This window comes from Sodalis sp. (in: enterobacteria) (assembly GCF_036327475.1).
GTDB lineage: Bacteria > Pseudomonadota > Gammaproteobacteria > Enterobacterales > Enterobacteriaceae.
In genome coordinates, this window is the sequence record NZ_CP132913.1 from 1,680,077 (window position 1) to 1,698,343 (window position 18,267).

The window sequence follows — 18,267 nt, forward strand, 5'->3', positions numbered from 1 at the left end:
CCGACGGCCATATCCCACAATCGGCCGGCAGCGTGTTGATTCTACGCCAGCAGCGGCGCCGTAGGCCGCTCATCGCGAGCTGCTGCTGTGGCTCGTCAAGCAGAAATCTACCGCCCTTTCCAGGTTGATGTTGCGCCGTAGTGGCCCGCAACGTCAAACTGGTGCGACAACGCTGTAAACAGGGTTTGGAGCGCGTTATCGTAGCAATCCATTTCTGTTGATGCGACCTGATGGAACCGTTGCGCTTCTGGATAAAAGGGCGATAAGATGGCTTGTAGGCCGCATCAGGGTGTCCGGAAAATGGGCGGAAAATCCTGATGAGCCCACAGCTGGTTTTGTTGAAACAGATAAAATTCGCTGGCCAGTGCTTAGGCACTTTACCCCGACGCAGCACCTATTCCAGCCGTGGTTTCATCAGCGGCGCACGTTTCATCAATTCCTTCTTCGGCACCGGAAACTGTTCCAGTAGTAAGGCCATTGGCGGGCTGTCAATCAAGATCAAGATAAGGTCACTCATCAGTTTCCCTGGTCAATGGCTAACAGCAGACTGACGTATCCAGCGTCCACCATCGTGCGTCAATCCTGTCCGGTCTGGGCTAATTGTTGGGAAAGGTTCAGCAGACCGGCTTCAATCTTCGCGATGACAATCCTCGCGACCACTCTCTGATAATCAAAGAGGCAACTTTGCTGTTCGTGGAACAGACAGCGCTGTTGGTGGTAGAGTTGTTGACTTCCTCAAGATCATCCATCAGCGCAGCCAGCGCCGCCTGTGCCAGCAATGAGGACTGAAGACTAATATCGACTATTTCAAACTGATGCTGAACGTTAATGCGTGCCTCGAGCCCCAAACCGTACCCCTTAGCCTTGCCTTGCACCCCCCTTTATTCAGCCACTGTTGCAGAGCTTCACGCTCAATGGTGATGTGATCGATGTGGATATCGTGCAATACTCGCTGCGTTTGCAATATGAAAGTCAACGCCGGTTCCGTCAGCGATGACGGCAGGGTGTGATGGGGTTTACGGCTCATAAGGGCTTTGGAGACGCAAATGTAAGCGCCAGCTTGGCCTGGGTTTTAGCGATATGCTGACGTTTTATCGGTTGAAGTTCTGTGTTTTACAGAATCTACCACGCTCGACCATCAGTTGCTCAAGTTGCTGATTAATGAGCTGGTGACTGGCCGGATCGTGCAACAGGCATTTCTTTAGCAGGATGATATCTACCGGGGAAATGCTTTGGCGATCACTGAAAACTCGCTGACCTGCAGCAAACGCAACGCCTTTTCCAGTACCGGTCAGAGATATGGGGCATCTCGGGCGGCGCTTCCAGCCGCTGACGTAATAGACATATCAGCTCAAAACAAGCCGCCGGAAGTGTCACCTTGTTAATCTGCCGTTGTCAGGATTTGGTACTTCGTTGCTCACTCGTAGTGGCGAGATAACTGCTTGCGACTGGCTGTCCGCATGACTGATCAGCAATACATGAAAATTACTCTTCTCTTTGACCTTGTCCAGCCGCAGGCGGATTAGCATTCGGTCATGCCACAAACCGTCGTTTGTTGATGGCGGCAAGCATGGTGTTCAAAATGGCCGGACAATTTCCGCCTCCGGCAAATACCCTTGTGTCATCTGATGACAGCGGCCATCCACTTTCAGCGCCTGAATGGACAGTAGGACGAATACCTCTTCCGATGTTGAAAGCAGGCCATCAGATAATCGAAGGTACGCGTATGGCTGAACGCCAGCTTCAGGCGATTGGCGATAAGACTTTTGGCGATGACGGGCGGCCTCAGCGAAATACACTTTCCCGGAAAGTGCTGTCAGCACAGAGCCGCATGGCATGCTGCCACTCGTACAGCCCGATTTCTAATAGCTGCTGAGGCGAGGAATTCTCTCTGCCGGAAGAGGTGTGAGCGCCATAATCAGATCGGTTATCCCTATGAGTAGTGAGAAAGACACAATAAATAAGTGCATTTTATAAATAAATGCTCGCATAAATTTATCCTTTATCAACTTTTTGCGTTAATCGCCCCTCAATGGGGGATAATTAGAATTAGTGTTTCGGCATTTTTCAGGCATACTGTGCGCTTTTAGTTTTTGAGGAAGTGCATCACCGCATGCTCCTAGAAAAATAATGCAAAGAAAAGGTTATGAATAAAGATCATAAGCAGTCGCTTCCGGCCGTCACGCTTGCCGCAATAGGCGTCGTGTATGGTGATATTGGTACCAGTCCTTTATATACCTTACGTGAATGTCTTGTTGCCGGCTATTATGGTTTTGGAGTTGAACGCGTGGCGGTGTTTGGTTTTTTATCTCTCATTTTCTGGCTCCTGATCCTGATTGTCTCGCTGAAATACCTTCTCTTCGTCATGTGCGCCGACAACGCCGGCGAAGGCGGCATTCTGACGCTGATGTCGCTCGCGGGTAGAAATACCGGCGCTAAATTGACGCCGATATTAGTGATGATTGGCCTTATCGGCGGCAGCTTCTTTTATGGCGAAGTAGTGATCACGCCTGCTATCTCGGTCATGTCGGCGATAGAGGGCTTACAGATTGCCGCGCCATCGCTACAGGAATTTATTGTACCGCTCTCCGTAGTGGTGCTAACCCTACTGTTTTTCATTCAAAAGAAAGGCACCGGCAGCGTCGGCAAACTTTTTGCACCGGTAATGCTGGTATGGTTTCTCACGCTGGGTGTTCTGGGTGTGCGTAGCATTATCGGTAATCCTGAAGTGCTGTATGCCCTCAATCCGAAATGGGCTATCGCCTTTTTTGCTGAATATCAAACCGTTTCTTTTTTTGCTCTCGGGGCAGTGGTGCTGGCCATTACCGGCGTGGAAGCGCTGTATGCCGATATGGGGCATTTCGGTAAATTGCCCATCCGCATCGCCTGGTTTAGCGCAGTGCTGCCGTCCCTAGTACTGAATTATTTCGGTCAGGGCGCGCTGTTACTGTCATCACCGATGGCAATCAAAAACCCTTTCTTTTTACTCGCTCCCGATTGGGCGATGATTCCTCTTCTTATTCTCGCGACGCTTGCCACGGTTATCGCTTCTCAGGCGGTGATTTCCGGCGTGTTTTCCTTGACCCGCCAAGCGGTGCGTCTTGGATATTTGCCGCCGATGCGCATCATCCATACCTCCGATATGGAAGTTGGGCAGATTTATATTCCTTTCATCAACTGGTTGCTGTATATCGCCGTGGTACTGGTGATTGTCAGTTTCGAGCATTCCAGTAATCTGGCGGCGACCTACGGTATCGCAGTGACCGGTGCCATGGTACTAACCAGCATCCTGTCTTGTACCGTGGCCAGAAAAAACTGGCATTGGAACCTGTTGCTGGTAGCAGTGCTGTTGCTGGCGCTATTGTGTCTCGATGTGCCCATGTTCGCCGCCAATGCGCCCAAGATTTTCTCCGGCGGCTGGCTACCGCTGCTGTTGGGATTCCTGATGTTTGTCGCCATGACGACCTGGAAAAGCGAGCGATTCCATTTGCTGCGCCGAATCCACGAGCACGGGAATTCCCTGGAGGCGCTCATTGCCTCATTGGAAAAATCGCCGCCGATGCGGGTACCTGGCACCGCCGTGTTTATGTCGCGCGCCATGAACGTCATTCCTTTTGCCCTGCTGCATAACCTAAAACACAACAAAGTCCTGCATGAGCGCGTGGTATTGCTGACACTGTGCACAGAAGATGCACCTTTTGTGCATAATGTACGACGGGTCACCATTGAAGCACTGTCGCCAACTTTCTGGCGCGTGGTAGCCAATTATGGTTACAAAGAGACGCCAGATATGGAGGAGATCTTCCACCGCTGCGGGTTGGAGGGACTATCATGCCGGATGATAGAAACGTCTTTCTTTATGTCCCATGAATCGCTGATTCTAGGGAAGCGGCCCTGGTACCTCATGGTGAGGGGGAAGCTGTTCATGGCCTTAAGCCGCAATGCCCTGCACGCGCCGGATCAATATCTCATCCCGCCTAACAGGGTCATTGAGTTGGGAACGCAGATAGAGATCTAGAGGTTTAATCATTCTCATCCAGCAGTTGCTGGCAGATGGCGAAGGCCCGGGCCCTCCCCAGTGAGAATGGTGTCCACGATGGCCTGATGAAGGCCCAGTTTGATGACATCACCATGGCATTAGAGCGAAAGTAATTTTGGTAAATCGAGCCAAGTGGTAAGGATATTATCGACGTGCTGCCAGCAGGCATGAGCGCGACCCTGTCGGCCACGGCACAAACAACATGATCATTCCGTCTTCAGCCAATTCTATCATGGTATCTAGCACCCCTTTCAATTTCAAGGTCCAGTGCCGCGGTTGGTTCATCGAATAATATGATTCTCGGCTTCATGCACAGCAAACTGGCGATCGCGACCCATTGCTGCTGTCCGCCCGACAATTGTCCGGGGAATTTTGCGCATGTTCGGCAATGCGTACCCGCTCCAATAGTGCATCGCCAGCGCCTCGGCCTCTTTGTTGGCATCTTGCGTACCCGGGTATAGGCGCCAGAATGCGGTTTTGCAGGACGGTTAGGTGCGAAAATAGATTGACAGGACGGTTAGGTGCGAAAATAGATTGAAGTGCTGAAATACCATACCGACTTCAGTGCGCACGCACTCGATATTGCAGAGAACGTCATTAAGCGGGGTACCGTCAACTACAATGTGGTCCTGTTGATGCTCTTCAAGATAGTTGATACAGCGGATCATCGTGAAGTTACCCGACCCGGAGGGGCCGCATAACACGATAAAACATGGCACTACCCATACCATTATTGATGTTTCCTATTGTAATTATCAAGTTACCCGAAGAGGCGGCGTTATTATTCATGTTCATACAAACCTTAATGCTGGAGTCCGGAAAACGCATTTCCAAATGTTGGCTATAGAAACAGAAAATCCAATAAACGAGCGCACCTAAGACATAACCTTCAGTGGACATGTACCGTTGCCTGTTTGCACGTTGCTAAACAGATCGAACGACCCGATAATGACCACCAGGCTGGTCTTTTTAATAACGCAATGATGGTATTGACCAGTCCGTGGGTTTTTCAATGGCCGAGCGCCATGGATTTCGCCGCCTCGGTTTGATCATTTTGTAGCGTCTGTAGCCAGGCCGCGTACGACTTCCGTTATATAGGTGGATTGGAATATGAAACACTCACCAGCGCGCAGAAGTTTATCGATTTGGGTTCCTATGGAGAAAAGTCATAGTTATCGTGATCTTTCAACTTTCCACTAGTGCTTGCGTTTGTTATAAATATTTATCAGCAACGAATAGCTAGGGTGATAATAAAACGGCGTCGGTGGCTAAGTAACCTACCTTTACGTCCAACATGTTATCCACTTCGTTCAACGGCTGAGTGTTTGAAGTGACTGCTCTTTCTTTACCATAATTCTACTAGATTGTTATCACGGTTAATTTGCAATCCAATTCCCTTTGCCGAATTACGTAGCACATTGTGCGCTTCGTCAACGTCTTTGCTGCTCGTCACTTTCAACTGATAAGTGTCTACATGTTGTAAGCAATTAACATGCAATTGGAAATGTTAGGGCTGTTCCTTGATAGCGTCGCGCCTTCGGACAGACTGGAGAAATTACTTATATTTACCGTCGGCAGCTCGACTTTCATTGATTTCTCCTGAGTGAACAGGTCACCGACTTCACTAAACCGCTAAAATAAATGGTGGTTGAAGAGTGCATTGCGCCTGCCGCGTTCAAGTCGGTACGGGTATGTCATGGAAGAAATACTACCCACCATCATTATTGCAACTGTCAAAACAGTTATTTTTTTTCATCTTCACATACCTTTATTTTAATGATTTTACAACACTATCGATGAAATCTTCTCGTTGATATCGCCAAAGTCAGTCAGGGTGTCATAAACGATTTTGCCTACCCTGGCGACGTTTATGTTTTTACAGGGCATCGCTTTGCCGGTAAAGGTGTGACCATATTGATGGGTAATACTTGTTGGACGCCTGCCAGGGCTTACTCACAGTGATAAAATAGGGCGTTAGGTTATAAACTATTAATTTCTCACTTTGATAATCTCATTCGATATTTTTCCAGAAAAGGCAATTGCGTTAAAGGTGAGAAAGCAAGAGGCTAACCGATTCCGCGATAACGGCGGCCTAGATGCGGAGAAATGCACAAGGCCTACGGTGCGCCGAAGGGGAGTCTAGCCTGTCTGTGCCTGGTTATTTAAAAGTGGGGACGTGACCAGAATGAAAGCGTCGCTGGTGCTGGGAAGGGAATGAGAACACAGCGTAGGGAATGCATGAAGCGATGAGGGAGCGAGTGAAACAGAAAGTTTACATTAGCTGCTCCGAAAAAACCATTTGCTGTTTATCGTAATATTCGGACTGACACCCCACCTCCATCATATCCGTGGAGACAAAATGACAAACTTGCTTCTGATGGAAGCACTATGGAGAGACCAACGCCTCTAGCGAGCAAATTTAATGCGAGAGGAAACTTATTCGCCAATTTCACAAATTATTACAAAGTGGCGCTGCCATTTTAAACCGCAATTGGCAGGCGAGCAAATTCGCGAAGCAAAAGCGGAAATGTCATCGTAGACCGTAACCTCTGTTGCTAAAGGAACGATGGTATTTTGGAGCAGGGAGTAGATTCGTTTATCCATAATTTAATTAAATTTTCCTTTAGTAATCTCTGTTTCCAAAAGCGAGTAAGGCAGTGTGAACGTTACACCAAAAAACAGAGGATTATCATTGTCAATTATCTTCACTCTAGTGCCGTTATGCAAGCGCTGGCATGCATAACAGTGGGTCACGTCACATTCTCATTCTTTGTTAGAAGTTCAATTATGCCTAAAAATAAATTAATAAATTAAAAAATATTACGCGTGATTAAATCTAAACTATGGGAAATACGTTCTATTCCCAAAGGGCACCATTGCGAAGAGGATCATCTCCGGCTATATCTAAATTCTCATCACGACCGTGCAGTGCATCATAAATATTCCGTTAATGCGCAGTAAACTAAAGGAACCGTAATGATTCATTTCAATCTATGCAGGCAATAAGGCCAAAAATGAATATCGACGCTCAGATAAAATGGGCACTCCTACACAAAAATGGGGCACTCTTGTGGCTAAGAGAAAGCCAAAATAGAAATCGCCGAGCCTTGGCCGATGCCCAGCAGGGTTCTGCATCCCGTTGTCTTTTTCCTCCTCGGTACAGCGAATTTCACAGGGGACGAAGAGACGCCGGGCGGCGAGCGCGGCGGAGGCGATTGGCCAGGAGATACAAAAGGTGTGATGTTTCTGAGCAAAACAAATCAGTGCGATATGAACTAATTAGTTCGTGCTGTATTTTTTCAGTTTCTTACGCAAGGTGCCGCGGTTGATGCCCATCATCTGTGCCGCACGTGTCTGATTGCCGCGGGTGTATTGCATCACCATGTCCAATAAAGGCTGCTCTACTTCAGCCAACACAAGTTCATACAGGTCGTTGACGTCCTGACCGTTCAATTGAGCAAAATAGTTCTTCAGTGCTTGCTTTACCGAATCGCGCAGGGGTTTTTGCGTTACCTGATCCTGAGGGTTAACGGTAGAAACGGTCAGTACGTCAGAATTTACGCGTTGTTCGAACATAGTTCTGTCTGCTCTTTTCTATTACGTAAGATTTGCAAAGTGTGCCTCCAGCGCCTCCAAGCTGTTCGCTGGGACCTCAATGGCGTTGAATGCACCTAAACTCGTTGTCGTGGGCACACGCCTGTAAAGCCAGGGTACGTGCTTACTAGCGATGCGAAAGTTTGCCTGGACTATAAAAGTCGTGCAATTTCCTGATATGCTCCATCAACAAATGCATCACCTCGCCCAACGGCAGCGGTGACAGTTCCACATTATCCAGATAATGCTGGATTTCCCGGAAGATCCAGGGTCTTTCCTGCGCGGTGCGGATCATCATCATGGTATTCGCCCCGGTGTAATCCAGCACCGCTCAGGCTTTCTGCGGGTCAGTAATGTCTCTAAATACTGTCGTACTCCGTAGCGTCGTTAAACAGGTAAACACAAGTGTGGCCATGAATCGTGATGGCCTGTATACCACAATCTTCGGCCGATTTGGCGATTTGTATCTGTGATCCGGCGTCCAGTTTGTGCGAATTTAAGGCTCTGAACAAGCGGTTCGTCACACCGGTCATCGGAGCCGCCATCAAGCAATTAGTGTAGCTGGAAGCGTCTAACACGCATAAACTAAAGAGAGACCATACTGTATCCGCAAGGGCGCGTATATTACGCATTTTTTTCATCAGATGAAAGGCCAAACTTTGAACAATGCAGTGTCTGTGATCAATGATTTCGGTCTTTTTGCGCGCGGGAAAACCACTTTTTCATTAAATACATAACGTTAACAAAACTCGTCTATTTTGTGCATTAACAAATTTTTCCTCACCCGCCTTTCAGCACGAGCGCATCATTAAAGTACAGATGACTGCGGCGCGGACCTGGCAGCGTCGCGCCCAAGTTCGCCTTCAGTGCTACTGGCCGGTAATGTGGCACTGCTCGTCTTTTCTGCCACCGGGAAAGCCGTGACATACGCCTGCACCACGCTCTGCGCCTGGCTGGCCAAAATGCCGGACAGCTCAAGAACCTCGGCCGCAGCAAATCAATAATGAGCGACACCAGTTCGCACAGCTGTCCGGAGAGGATATTTGCCGTCACCACGTCGGCATGCAGCTCTCGTGGCTGCGCTTGCGGCAAATACAGTACTAAAGGTCCGTCACGCCGTTACGCTGGGCCGTTGTCGCGGCTGGCCTAAATCGCTTGCGGGTCGATCTCGATGCCGATAGCCTGCGCCGCGCCGAATTTAAGGGCGGCGATAGCTAGATACCCAAACCACAGCCGATTACTGTCTTGCCGCGCAGCTCAAGACTGTCCAGCCATTGCAGGCACAACGCGGTTGTCGGGTGCGTACCGGCACGAAAGCCAGGCAAGGACCCATCGCATTGACCGCCTGTGGGTCCGGCTCTGGGAGCCAACTGTGGCAGATTCACAGTTGCTCACCGAAGCGCATTTGTCCTCCCACTGTTCGTTTATGGGTGAAACCGGCGCCCAGTAGCAGATGCCCCTGGAGAGCGTCCACGGCGACCGTCATGCCAACTGTGCATCGGTATCTCCCAACAAGTGTGTCTCGCTCGGTGGCGGCTCATATACAGGGGTATCGTGAGTATCTTCAAAAGTAACCGAGCGCTGCTTTCCGTCAGCGCGTTGCTTCAGGTATCGGCCAGGTTGGCCGGTGGTGGTGATTTTCAGTTGCATCCGGGGCGTAGCGGCTTGGCCGTCCACAACGGTTGCTTGCCAGGAACGCCAGCAGGCTTAGCACCAGCGCCAGTACGATCGAGTGAAAGCTGCCCGGCTGCAGGTTGAAACCGGCCAAGAGGGTATAGCTTGTGCCGCCGGTTATTATGCTGCTTAAGGCGCCGACGGCGTTGGCCAGCTCCCAGTAAAGACCCAGCACCAGCAGCCACAGAAAGACTGCTTCCATGCCACCGAACGCCAGCAGGTTGAGCCAAATGATCGTTCTCGGCGGACGCCAGGCGGCCAGCAGTAAGACCAGCACTAGCGTGACTAGGCTAGATTGCGCTTAAGCCGGTGTTCGTTTGTCGCCTGCTTGGGCTGTAGGCTCAATAGAGGTCTTTGATAATGGTGGCTGAAGATTACAAAATCGCGCGTTAATCGTCGACATGATGGCCGCCAACGGCGCCGCTAGAAAATGTCCGTCAATAGCGGCGTGGTCGCACCATCAGGGTAGAACCACAAAGGTTAGGCACGTTCAGTTCGGGCAATACCGCACGTCCCAAGGCGCCCGGCTAGGTGCATGCATAGCATTATGCCCCTACCACCACCGTGCCGAGAATTATGCCGCGGTGGACCACTTTACTGTCGCAATAGGATATACAGCGCACTGCGGCATGATGGGGCAGGCCGATGACACCGAAACACACCAGGAGCCAAAACGAGGTCATGAATTTTGTCGAGGGGATGCCACTCAACGCCTGAAGGTGAAATAAGCGCCGGATCAATGTGCCGCAATGTTGCCACCGCCGCGCACATACCGTCTGCGGCATGGACCACCGCCACCACAAATGGCGCTGCCCGAGCAACATCACCAGCCTCGGAAGGCATCATTGAGCACAATTGAGCACACTGGCGCGAAAGCCTCTGAAAGTAGCATAGAACGTGATACTGATCTTGGCAGGCGAGCGCCGCCGATAAATTGCACTGCCATGGCGTCGATAAATGTCACTAGCAGGCTGGCGCTGACAAACCATACCAATAGTGGGCTACCAAACCAAAGCGAGCCAAGGGGCGAATTTCTTACCTAGGACACCGAGGGATAACCATACCGCCGGCAACTAAATTATCGATAACAGTACCTAGCCGAGACCATATTTATACGCCATTCCTGGACCGCCGATGAACGAGATGTCGCTGACAAGGGTGACGTGTAACGCGCAAATATAAAGGGCCTTGCCCTGGCGTTTAGGTTTCTTGCAATCTAGGTTTCTTGCAATCTGAGCTTCTTCTCCAGATGATGTATATTGGTGCCGCCTTGCTGGAAATGCTCGTCATTTATGATCTTCAACTGCAAATCGATATTGGTTTTAATACCGTCAATAATCAGCTCCGACAGCGCATTTTTCATGCGAGCGATGGCCACGTCGCGGGTTTCACCAAAACAGATAAGCTTGCCTATCATGGAGTCATAGAACGGCGGTACAGAGTAACCTGCATAAATATGCGACTCCCAGCGCACGCCCAAGCCGCCTGGCGCATGAAACCGGGTAATTTTGCCTGGGCTCGGCAGGAAGCTTGTCGGATCTTCGGCGTTGATACGGCATTCCATCGCGTGGCCGGACACCTTGACATCCTCCTGCTTCAAGGACAAGGGCAGCCCGGCGGCGATGCGCAGTTGTTCTTTGATCAAATCCACACTGGTTATCATTTCGGTAACCGGATGCTCCACTTGGATGCGGGTATTCATCTCGATAAAGAAAAATTCACCGTTCTCGTAGAGGAATTCAAAGGTGCCGGCACCTCGATAGCTGATTTCCATACAGGCTTTGACGCAGCGCTCGCCGATAAAGTGGCGCAATTCTTCTGTAATACCTGGCGCCGGCGCTTCTTCCACCACCTTTTGATGACGACGCTGCATGGAGCAATCGCGCTCCGCCAGGTAAAGGGCGTTGCCTTGACAGTCAGCTAGCACCTGGATCTCAATATGGCGCGGATTCTCCAGGTACTTCTCCATATAGACTATATCGTTATTGAACGCGGCCTTTGCTTCGGCACGGGTCATAGGGATGGAAGCGTCCAGCTCTTTGTCGCTGCAAACCACGCGCATCCCGCGCCCGCCGCCGCCGCCGGAAGCCTTGATGATTACTGGATAGCCGATGTGGTTGGCGATGGCGCGGTTTTTGTCCATATCCTCACCCAACGGTCCGTTAGAACCGGGGACGCAAGGGACGCCGGCCTTTCTCATCGCGTTAATGGCCGAAACTTTATCGCCCATCAGCCTAATGGTTTCTGCGCGTGGGCCGATAAAGATGAAGCCTGAGCGCTCAACCTGCTCGGCGAAATCGGCGCTCTCAGAGAGGAAACCATATCCCGGGTGGATGGCCACCGAGCCGGTGATCTCCGCCGCGGAGATGATGGCGGGGATATTGAGGTAGCTTTTCACTGACGGCGGCTGGCCAATACAGATTGTCTCATCGGCCAACAGCACATGTTTTAAGTCACGGTCGGCGGTGGAGTGTACCGCCACGGTTTTGATGCCCAGTTCTTTACATGCGCGCAGAATGCGCAATGCAATTTCACCACGGTTTGCGATGACGATTTTATCTAGCATTTGGCGCCTCGTTATTCGATGACGATCAGCGGCTCGTCGAATTCAACCGGTTGGCCATTGTCCAGCAGGATGGCTTTTACCACGCCAGCTTTATCTGATTCAATCTGATTCATCATTTTCATCGCTTCAACGATACAAAGGGTGTCGCCAATGTTGACCTTCTGACCGACCTCAACGAAAGGTTTCGCATCCGGGCTCGGGGTGCGGTAGAAGGTTCCCACCATCGGCGAACGCACAAGGTGACCGCTTATAGTCGCAGGCACGGCAGCAGCCGGGATAGCGGACTGCTGCACCGCAGGGATATAAGCCTGCTGCATCATCGGGTAGACCGGTTGCACTGTAGCACGACTGATACGAACCGATTCTTCACCTTCAGAAATTTCCAGCTCGGAAATGCCGGATTCTTCAACCAGTTCAATCACTTTCTTGATCTTACGAATATCCATGAGTGGGGTTCCATGCTCTAATTAGTTGGATGTGAACAGGTGTTTGACCGCTGTCTGTAAAGCAAAGTGATACCCATCGGCGCCGAGGCCGCATATCACGCCAACCGCAATATCGGACAGATAGGAGTGATGACGGAAAGGCTCCCGCGCATGCACATTAGAGAGATGAATCTCAATGAACGGGATGTTTACCGCGAACAGCGCATCGCGCAGGGCGACGCTGGTATGAGTAAATGCTGCGGGATTGATAATGATAAAATCGGTGTTCCCCCTGGCCTGATGGATGCGGTCGATCAGCGCATGTTCCGCGTTGGACTGAAAATGGCTGAATTCTACCCCCAGGTTGCCGGCCAGCGTGCCCAGACTCGCGATGACGTCGGTAAGTGTGGTATGACCATACCTGTCCTGTTCACGGGTACCAAGCAAATTCAGGTTTGGCCCATTGAGAAGCAAAATGTGGAACTTATCGGACACTATGCGGCGATCTCTCTTCAATTTACGTTACTCCGTAGAAAATAACCAACGGTAAGCGATTTGTCATCTTTTTGCTGACATTTTGATGCTGATTCGCCATTAGGGTCGGGTATTATAGCGGATTTTCGTAGCAAATTACTGGCGGTATCCGCAAAGTTATCTTTTAACGACCTATTTCTGGCGAGAGCCAGATAACGCAACTGATTACTATAACGGAAGTAAAATTGATCTTTCACCACAACTATGGGCGAAATTTCTTATGGTGTAGAGCCAGGAGCGCCAGCGCCGCCACGGTATACAACATTGGCTGCGATAGAATTTTAACTGACTGCAAGTAGTGAATCGGCGTTAGGATGGCCGCTATATGGATCAGGTTGTGCAGAATTTTGCCAGCGATTTTTAATTTGCGCTACGCTCACAGGGTAAGGGGGTGCCGGCCAGCAACAATATTACCCAACTGGCAATGCCGAGCACTAGACAGGGGCGGGTCACCAGCTACCGGCTGAGTAAACGCGGGTTGTCGATCCCGAGTTCCTGCGGCGCATAACTGTCCAAATGTAACGTGGCTCAGACAAAACACCGCAGTCCGAGCAACCGCCGGCAACGGACAAGCAGCGGATGGCACGCAGGCGGGCCAGGAGCGCCGCCAATCGCAAGGCTAGCAGCAACCTAAGCGCCACGCTGCTGGTGAAATGCTCGATATCTTTGGCGGGATTGGTGCTGAAGTCACCTTGGCTGACGACATAGACCAGCCATAGCAGCAGTATCATGGCGGCCAAGTGTTTAGCCAGAATAGGTGCTTTAAATTTTCGATCGGCATGGCCATTATACAGCAGCGTCAGTTGTCGTTCAACGTCCAGAACCACCGCTGCCAATAACCCCCCCTCCGTCGCCTGCGACCAGCGAGGATGATCCACATGCAGGTTCACGTTGACGTTGGTGTAAAAACCATTGGATTTGATTCCCTTAAAACCGTATTCAAAGTCGTAATCAGCCTAATGGGCGCGCTGTTTTGCGGCGGTAGCGTTTTACGGTCATGACGCCAGCGGATGCATGACTTCGTCCAGCCGAAAAGCTTATACATGGGGATATCCAGGGCTGCTGCCTATGAAGCTGTCTTTTTCTCCCGGCATCTGTGCGGGATCATCAATGGCCTGGAAGGCAACAAAACGCGCCTGACCAGTGATTCCACCAGCTTTAACAACTAATTGATCTCAAATCCTATCCAGTGGATTACCATCGACCAGGCCTCGACGCAGCACAGTCGGTAAATACGTTCTTCCAGCGCGAACCGCTCGAATAAGATCCGCCATGTTCAGCGTCATCGGTTTTGCGACCGCGCCGTCAATACGTATCTGCCACCATTCGGTTTTCAGACCGCCTGCGTGCGCGGCGCTTGTGTATGCCACGCTGTGTGGCGCGTAAAGTTAACGGTTTGCCAGGATAAGGCGGCTTCACCGCCTTATCCTGGCAGAAAAGAGAACAGATTCACACGCGTCGCGGGAAAAAGGCTGAGAGAGGTAGCGATGATACAAAGCACTTTCGCAGTAACATCGGCCGCGCATAATCTAGACAAAGAAATCATGGCGAACTCCATCGAGATAATTTAGTGCCGGTTTAAGTATGACGTATAAATCGCGTTTTTATTCGCTGACGGAAACGGCTATTTTAAAAGTGCCCCGCTTAAGAATATCGGTAATCCCCTTTTTGTTGTGGAGTTCAGGGATAGGACTCAACGTCCGACTCTCGACCATGACGGCCATGCTTTATGCCCTATGACGCTGCTGATGATGGCAGGGTAGCACATTGAGTTATTTCAGGCTGCAGCAGCAACGGCTAGACAGACAGTTGACTGTGATGGGCGACTGGAGCTGTTGCGTAGTGGGGCGTTTACCACCTGCCGATCCGGTTGGCAGCGGCAGCGTCGACCCGCTGTCAGACACTCAAGGTATTTTGTTTCTCGCTCCGCGCTGGCTGCTCCGGCAAATGCAACCACAAGAATTGCAGGAAACGCGGAGCAGGCACATTATTACGGCGGGTGCGAGAATGTGGGCGCGCAGCCGGGTGGATATTCTGATATGTGCTTTCGCCGCCCATGGTGTGCGTACCTGGCTGACCAATCGACTGTCGTTCGATAGCCAGCTGGCTCTGCAATTGGAGGAGCATCAGGATGTAATCGCCCACGGCGTGGTAGTGCTGATTATGCGCCCGGACCCCGAGCGCCTTGGGTCAGCGCATGCCGCAGCGATTGACGGTGCGCTAATCAATTTACTGTCAGTCTCGGTCAAGCGTTATCCAGACACGTTGTTGGCGCACTATTTCGCGACGATATCGTCACCAACCGCATCCGGGATGGTGTTGATGCCTTGACCGCGACTAAACTTGCCGGTGATGACAAATTGAGGCTGGCGCAGCGCTATGAACGCCAGCAGCTGCTGTGGTTGATCCCGCTGCTATCCCAACTACCGGGATGGTTCTATTGATGGAGACAAGTTTGTACTTACTATTGATGCACAGCTTTCGTCACTGGTTCCGCGATACTCTCATGCAGTGCGGTAATCCGTGCGAAGCTAAATTATGTTTGAATTGGTTGAGGCGAATCTCTGCCAACATTTTGAACCTCTACGTCCGGCGCTACGTCTTGTTGACCGGGCCGGTTACTAACGGTTGCCGAGCCGGAATAACCCTGATCGGTACCGACTACATCAGCATTGTACCGATTTTAGTTATCAAACTGCATCCCAGCCTGGTGCGCGATATCGCCCGCTGGCAGGAGAATCAACTGTTCATGCAAAGTTTGCCGGAAGCCTGCAATCAGCACCTGGACGCCAGCACCTGGACGCGGGTTTTTGCGACCGACGTGCACAGCATACGCGAGTGACAGACCTTTCTGGATCATACCGTAGCGGGCGGCGCAGGCGATTTCTTCGCACCGATTTTGCCGTTAGGAGAGTTGCTAAAATATTCACGATTTGATCCGAGATCAGTATAAAGTCCATGCAAAATTAACGTACAATGTGCTTCAATAGCATCATGAATTAGCGTGTGCTTACAATGCACGAATGGGTCAATTTACACGATTTTTATCCTCATATTCGTCATCATCAGATGTCAGCAAAAATGATAATCGCGCACTTCGCCTGACTAAAATCCACAAAGGAATTTTCTTCAGTTGGTGGAAATGTTAACGGCATAACGGCATAGAAGTCGCGCGTTTTACGCCTTGTCGCTGCTTTTCGTGGTTGGTAAAGTAGGCAGATTGTATTTTTGCCAGATTGCAGGATTATCCTTCAGTTATGTTTAAAAAATTTCGTGGCATGTTTTCCAATGACTTGTCCATTGACCTAGGTACCGCCAACACCCTCATTTATGTGAAAGGACAGGGCATTGTCCTGAACGAACCGTCCGTCGTAGCCATTCGTCAGGACCGAGCTGGTTCGCCGAAAAGCGTTGCGGCCGTCGGCCATGAAGCGAAGCAGATGCTGGGGCGTACGCCCGGCAACATCGCGGCTATCCGGCCGATGAAGGATGGCGTCATCGCTGACTTCTTCGTTACCGAGAAAATGCTACAACACTTCATCAAACAGGTTCACAGCAACAACTTCATGCGTCCCAGCCCGCGCGTGCTTGTGTGCGTGCCAGTGGGGGCGACCCAGGTGGAACGTCGCGCAATTCGTGAATCCGCTCAGGGAGCAGGTGCGCGTGAAGTCTTTCTGATCGAAGAACCAATGGCCGCCGCGATCGGCGCCGGCCTGCCGGTCTCCGAGGCTACAGGCTCAATGGTAGTAGATATCGGAGGCGGTACCACGGAGGTCGCGGTCATCTCGCTTAATGGCGTAGTGTACTCTTCTTCCGTGCGCATTGGTGGCGATCGCTTCGATGAAGCTATCATTAACTACGTGCGCCGCAATTACGGCTCGCTGATTGGCGAGGCCACGGCAGAACGGATCAAACACGGAATTGGTTCCGCCTATTCTGACGATGAGGTGCACGAGATTGAAGTGCGCGGCCGTAATCTGGCTGAGGGCGTGCCACGCGGTTTCACTCTGAACTCGAACGAGATCCTTGAAGCGTTGCAAGAACCGTTAACCGGTATCGTGAGCGCGGTGATGGTAGCGCTAGAACAGTGCCCGCCGGAGCTGGCTTCCGATATTTCCGAGCGCGGCATGGTGCTTACCGGCGGCGGCGCTCTGCTGCGTAATCTCGATCGTCTATTGATGGAGGAAACAGGCATTCCGGTGGTGGTGGCGGAAGATCCGCTTACCTGCGTCGCCCGCGGTGGCGGAAAGGCGCTAGAGATGATCGATATGCACGGCGGTGATTTGTTCAGCGAAGAATAATTTGCCTCGAAAAGGAGAGCCGTCCGGGTAAATGCTCAATGGGCTGTCCCGTACGGCTCCACTTTTGTGAGGAAAATGCATAGTTTATGAAGCCGATTTTCAGCAGAGGGCCTTCTCTGCAACTGCGACTTTTTCTGGCAATCATGGTGGCTATCGCCGTCATTATCGTCGACAGCCGGCTGGGGACGTTTGTTAAAATCCGTACCTATATGGATACCGCCGTCAGTCCCTTTTATTTTCTGGCCAATGGTTCGCGCCAGATATTGGATAATGTGTCGCAGACGCTGGCGACCCGCGCCCAGCTGACGCTGGAAAACCGGGCGCTGCGACAGGAATTGCTTCTGAAGAACAGTGAGCAGCTGCTGTTGGGCCAGTACAAGCAGGAAAACGCCCGGCTGCGTGAGCTGCTGGGGTCGCCGCTGCGCCAGGATGAACAGAAAATGGTCAGCCAGGTGATCTCCACCAGCACCGATCCCTATAGCGATCAGGTGGTAATCGACAAAGGGCTGGATAATGGCGTTTATGTCGGCCAGCCGGTCATCAGCGATAAAGGAGTGGTAGGTCAGGTGATCGCCGCCAGCAAGCTCACCAGCCGTGTGTTGCTGATTTGCGATGCGTCCCACGCGCTGCCGATACAGGTACTGCGCAACGATATTCGTGCGATCGTTGCGGGTAATGGTTGTAGCGAGGATTTACAGCTGGAGCATTTGCCTGGCAATACCGACATTCGCGTCGGCGACGTGCTGGTGACTTCCGGTTTGGGGGGGCGCTTTCCGGAAGGGTATCCAGTGGCGGTTGTGTCATCGGTGAAAGTCGATATGCAGCGCGCCTATATCGTCATCCAGGCGCGCCCCATGGCCGACCTGCAGCATCTGCACTATTTGCTGTTGCTGTGGGGTGCCGATTTGCGCGGCGAGGTGCCGCTACCGCCTGACAAGGTGCATAGGGTGGCTAATGAACGCTTGATGCAAATGATACTGCAGATGTTACCGCCGTTTGATGCTATGGGCCCGCCGCCGGCCGGTGCCGTGGCCCAGCCTGCCGCGAGCGGCTCGTCGCTGAACAGCGTGGGCGTAACCCCCTCCGTCGCAGCGGCCAATCGCGGCGCAGCGGCGAGAGAGGATGAGGCTCAGG

Annotated in this window: 11 protein-coding genes and 8 pseudogenes; 5 read left to right on the plus strand and 14 right to left on the minus strand. The window is 51.6% G+C overall.

Going from position 1 to position 18,267, the window contains the following annotated elements:
• Nucleotides 1–394 precede the first annotated feature (394 nt).
• From GPOALKHO_RS09050 to GPOALKHO_RS09060, 3 genes are all read right to left on the minus strand, one after another.
• Nucleotides 395–517 carry a hypothetical protein gene (locus tag GPOALKHO_RS09050; protein ID WP_406702225.1) on the minus strand — a complete coding sequence of 41 codons (123 nt, stop codon included), beginning with the start codon at nucleotides 515–517 and terminating at the stop codon, nucleotides 395–397.
• A 59-nt stretch (nucleotides 518–576) separates the two neighbouring features.
• On the minus strand, nucleotides 577–702 hold the full coding sequence (locus GPOALKHO_RS09055) for a hypothetical protein (RefSeq protein WP_406703475.1): 126 nt from the start codon (nucleotides 700–702) through the stop codon (nucleotides 577–579).
• A 100-nt stretch (nucleotides 703–802) separates the two neighbouring features.
• Nucleotides 803–1,027 (minus strand): regulatory ATPase RavA LARA domain-containing protein, encoded by a 225-nt coding sequence (locus tag GPOALKHO_RS09060; protein ID WP_406702227.1) that lies wholly within the window; start codon nucleotides 1,025–1,027, stop codon nucleotides 803–805.
• Between the two features lie 1,119 nt (nucleotides 1,028–2,146).
• Between GPOALKHO_RS09060 and kup the strand changes: the two genes are divergently transcribed.
• On the plus strand, nucleotides 2,147–4,018 hold the full coding sequence (gene kup, locus GPOALKHO_RS09065) for a low affinity potassium transporter Kup (RefSeq protein WP_406702228.1): 1,872 nt from the start codon (nucleotides 2,147–2,149) through the stop codon (nucleotides 4,016–4,018).
• Nucleotides 4,019–4,216: 198 nt separating this feature from the next.
• Here the strand turns inward: kup and GPOALKHO_RS09070 are convergent.
• The 11 genes and pseudogenes from GPOALKHO_RS09070 to GPOALKHO_RS09120 form a co-directional block, all read right to left on the minus strand.
• A pseudogene (locus tag GPOALKHO_RS09070) lies at nucleotides 4,217–4,746 on the minus strand (amino acid ABC transporter ATP-binding protein); the annotation flags it as partial.
• 112 nt (nucleotides 4,747–4,858) lie between these two features.
• Nucleotides 4,859–5,193: pseudogene (locus tag GPOALKHO_RS09075) on the minus strand (amino acid ABC transporter permease); the annotation flags it as partial.
• 2,125 nt (nucleotides 5,194–7,318) lie between these two features.
• Complete coding sequence (fis, locus tag GPOALKHO_RS09080) at nucleotides 7,319–7,615, minus strand: DNA-binding transcriptional regulator Fis (protein ID WP_406702230.1); 297 nt, start codon at nucleotides 7,613–7,615, stop codon at nucleotides 7,319–7,321.
• A gap of 21 nt (nucleotides 7,616–7,636) precedes the next feature.
• Nucleotides 7,637–8,129 (minus strand): annotated as a pseudogene (locus GPOALKHO_RS09085) (tRNA-dihydrouridine synthase); the annotation flags it as partial.
• Nucleotides 8,130–8,502: 373 nt separating this feature from the next.
• A pseudogene (locus GPOALKHO_RS09090) lies at nucleotides 8,503–9,283 on the minus strand (50S ribosomal protein L11 methyltransferase).
• Nucleotides 9,225–10,509: pseudogene (gene panF, locus GPOALKHO_RS09095) on the minus strand (sodium/pantothenate symporter); the annotation flags it as partial. The pseudogenes GPOALKHO_RS09090 and panF, both read right to left, overlap by 59 nt.
• 14 nt (nucleotides 10,510–10,523) lie before the next feature.
• A complete protein-coding gene (accC, locus tag GPOALKHO_RS09100) occupies nucleotides 10,524–11,873 on the minus strand; it encodes an acetyl-CoA carboxylase biotin carboxylase subunit (RefSeq protein ID WP_406702231.1) in 1,350 nt (449 codons plus the stop codon).
• Between the two features lie 11 nt (nucleotides 11,874–11,884).
• Nucleotides 11,885–12,319 (minus strand): acetyl-CoA carboxylase biotin carboxyl carrier protein, encoded by a 435-nt coding sequence (gene accB, locus GPOALKHO_RS09105; RefSeq protein ID WP_406702232.1) that lies wholly within the window; start codon nucleotides 12,317–12,319, stop codon nucleotides 11,885–11,887.
• Nucleotides 12,320–12,340: 21 nt separating this feature from the next.
• Nucleotides 12,341–12,793, minus strand: a complete 453-nt coding sequence (gene aroQ, locus GPOALKHO_RS09110; RefSeq protein ID WP_406702234.1) for a type II 3-dehydroquinate dehydratase — start codon at nucleotides 12,791–12,793, stop codon at nucleotides 12,341–12,343.
• Between the two features lie 241 nt (nucleotides 12,794–13,034).
• A pseudogene (locus GPOALKHO_RS09115) lies at nucleotides 13,035–13,563 on the minus strand (sulfoxide reductase heme-binding subunit YedZ).
• Between the two features lie 39 nt (nucleotides 13,564–13,602).
• Nucleotides 13,603–14,187: pseudogene (locus tag GPOALKHO_RS09120) on the minus strand (molybdopterin-dependent oxidoreductase); the annotation flags it as partial.
• A gap of 412 nt (nucleotides 14,188–14,599) precedes the next feature.
• Here GPOALKHO_RS09120 and GPOALKHO_RS09125 point away from each other — a divergent pair.
• From GPOALKHO_RS09125 to mreC, 4 genes and pseudogenes are all read left to right on the plus strand, one after another.
• Nucleotides 14,600–15,163, plus strand: coding sequence for a hypothetical protein (locus GPOALKHO_RS09125; RefSeq protein WP_406702236.1), 564 nt, complete (start codon nucleotides 14,600–14,602; stop codon nucleotides 15,161–15,163).
• 112 nt (nucleotides 15,164–15,275) lie between these two features.
• The gene (locus GPOALKHO_RS09130; protein ID WP_406702238.1) at nucleotides 15,276–15,674 is read left to right on the plus strand and encodes a hypothetical protein; all 399 of its coding nucleotides are present in this window, start codon (nucleotides 15,276–15,278) and stop codon (nucleotides 15,672–15,674) included.
• 415 nt (nucleotides 15,675–16,089) lie between these two features.
• Entirely contained in the window at nucleotides 16,090–17,133 is a 1,044-nt protein-coding gene (gene mreB, locus GPOALKHO_RS09135; RefSeq protein ID WP_406702239.1) for a rod shape-determining protein MreB, read from the plus strand.
• Between the two features lie 86 nt (nucleotides 17,134–17,219).
• Nucleotides 17,220–18,224 (plus strand): annotated as a pseudogene (gene mreC / locus GPOALKHO_RS09140) (rod shape-determining protein MreC); the annotation flags it as partial.
• Nucleotides 18,225–18,267 lie beyond the last annotated feature (43 nt).

Bases quoted from the DNA above. Each gene is read 5' to 3' on its own strand.
- accB (WP_406702232.1), bottom strand. From the start codon at position 12,319: ATGGATATTCGTAAGATCAAGAAAGTGATTGAACTGGTTGAAGAATCC.
- accC (WP_406702231.1), bottom strand. From the start codon at position 11,873: ATGCTAGATAAAATCGTCATCGCAAACCGTGGTGAAATTGCATTGCGC.
- GPOALKHO_RS09050 (WP_406702225.1), bottom strand. From the start codon at position 517: ATGAGTGACCTTATCTTGATCTTGATTGACAGCCCGCCAATGGCCTTA.
- kup (WP_406702228.1), top strand. From the start codon at position 2,147: ATGAATAAAGATCATAAGCAGTCGCTTCCGGCCGTCACGCTTGCCGCA.
- GPOALKHO_RS09130 (WP_406702238.1), top strand. From the start codon at position 15,276: ATGGAGACAAGTTTGTACTTACTATTGATGCACAGCTTTCGTCACTGG.
- mreB (WP_406702239.1), top strand. From the start codon at position 16,090: ATGTTTAAAAAATTTCGTGGCATGTTTTCCAATGACTTGTCCATTGAC.
- GPOALKHO_RS09060 (WP_406702227.1), bottom strand. From the start codon at position 1,027: ATGAGCCGTAAACCCCATCACACCCTGCCGTCATCGCTGACGGAACCG.
- fis (WP_406702230.1), bottom strand. From the start codon at position 7,615: ATGTTCGAACAACGCGTAAATTCTGACGTACTGACCGTTTCTACCGTT.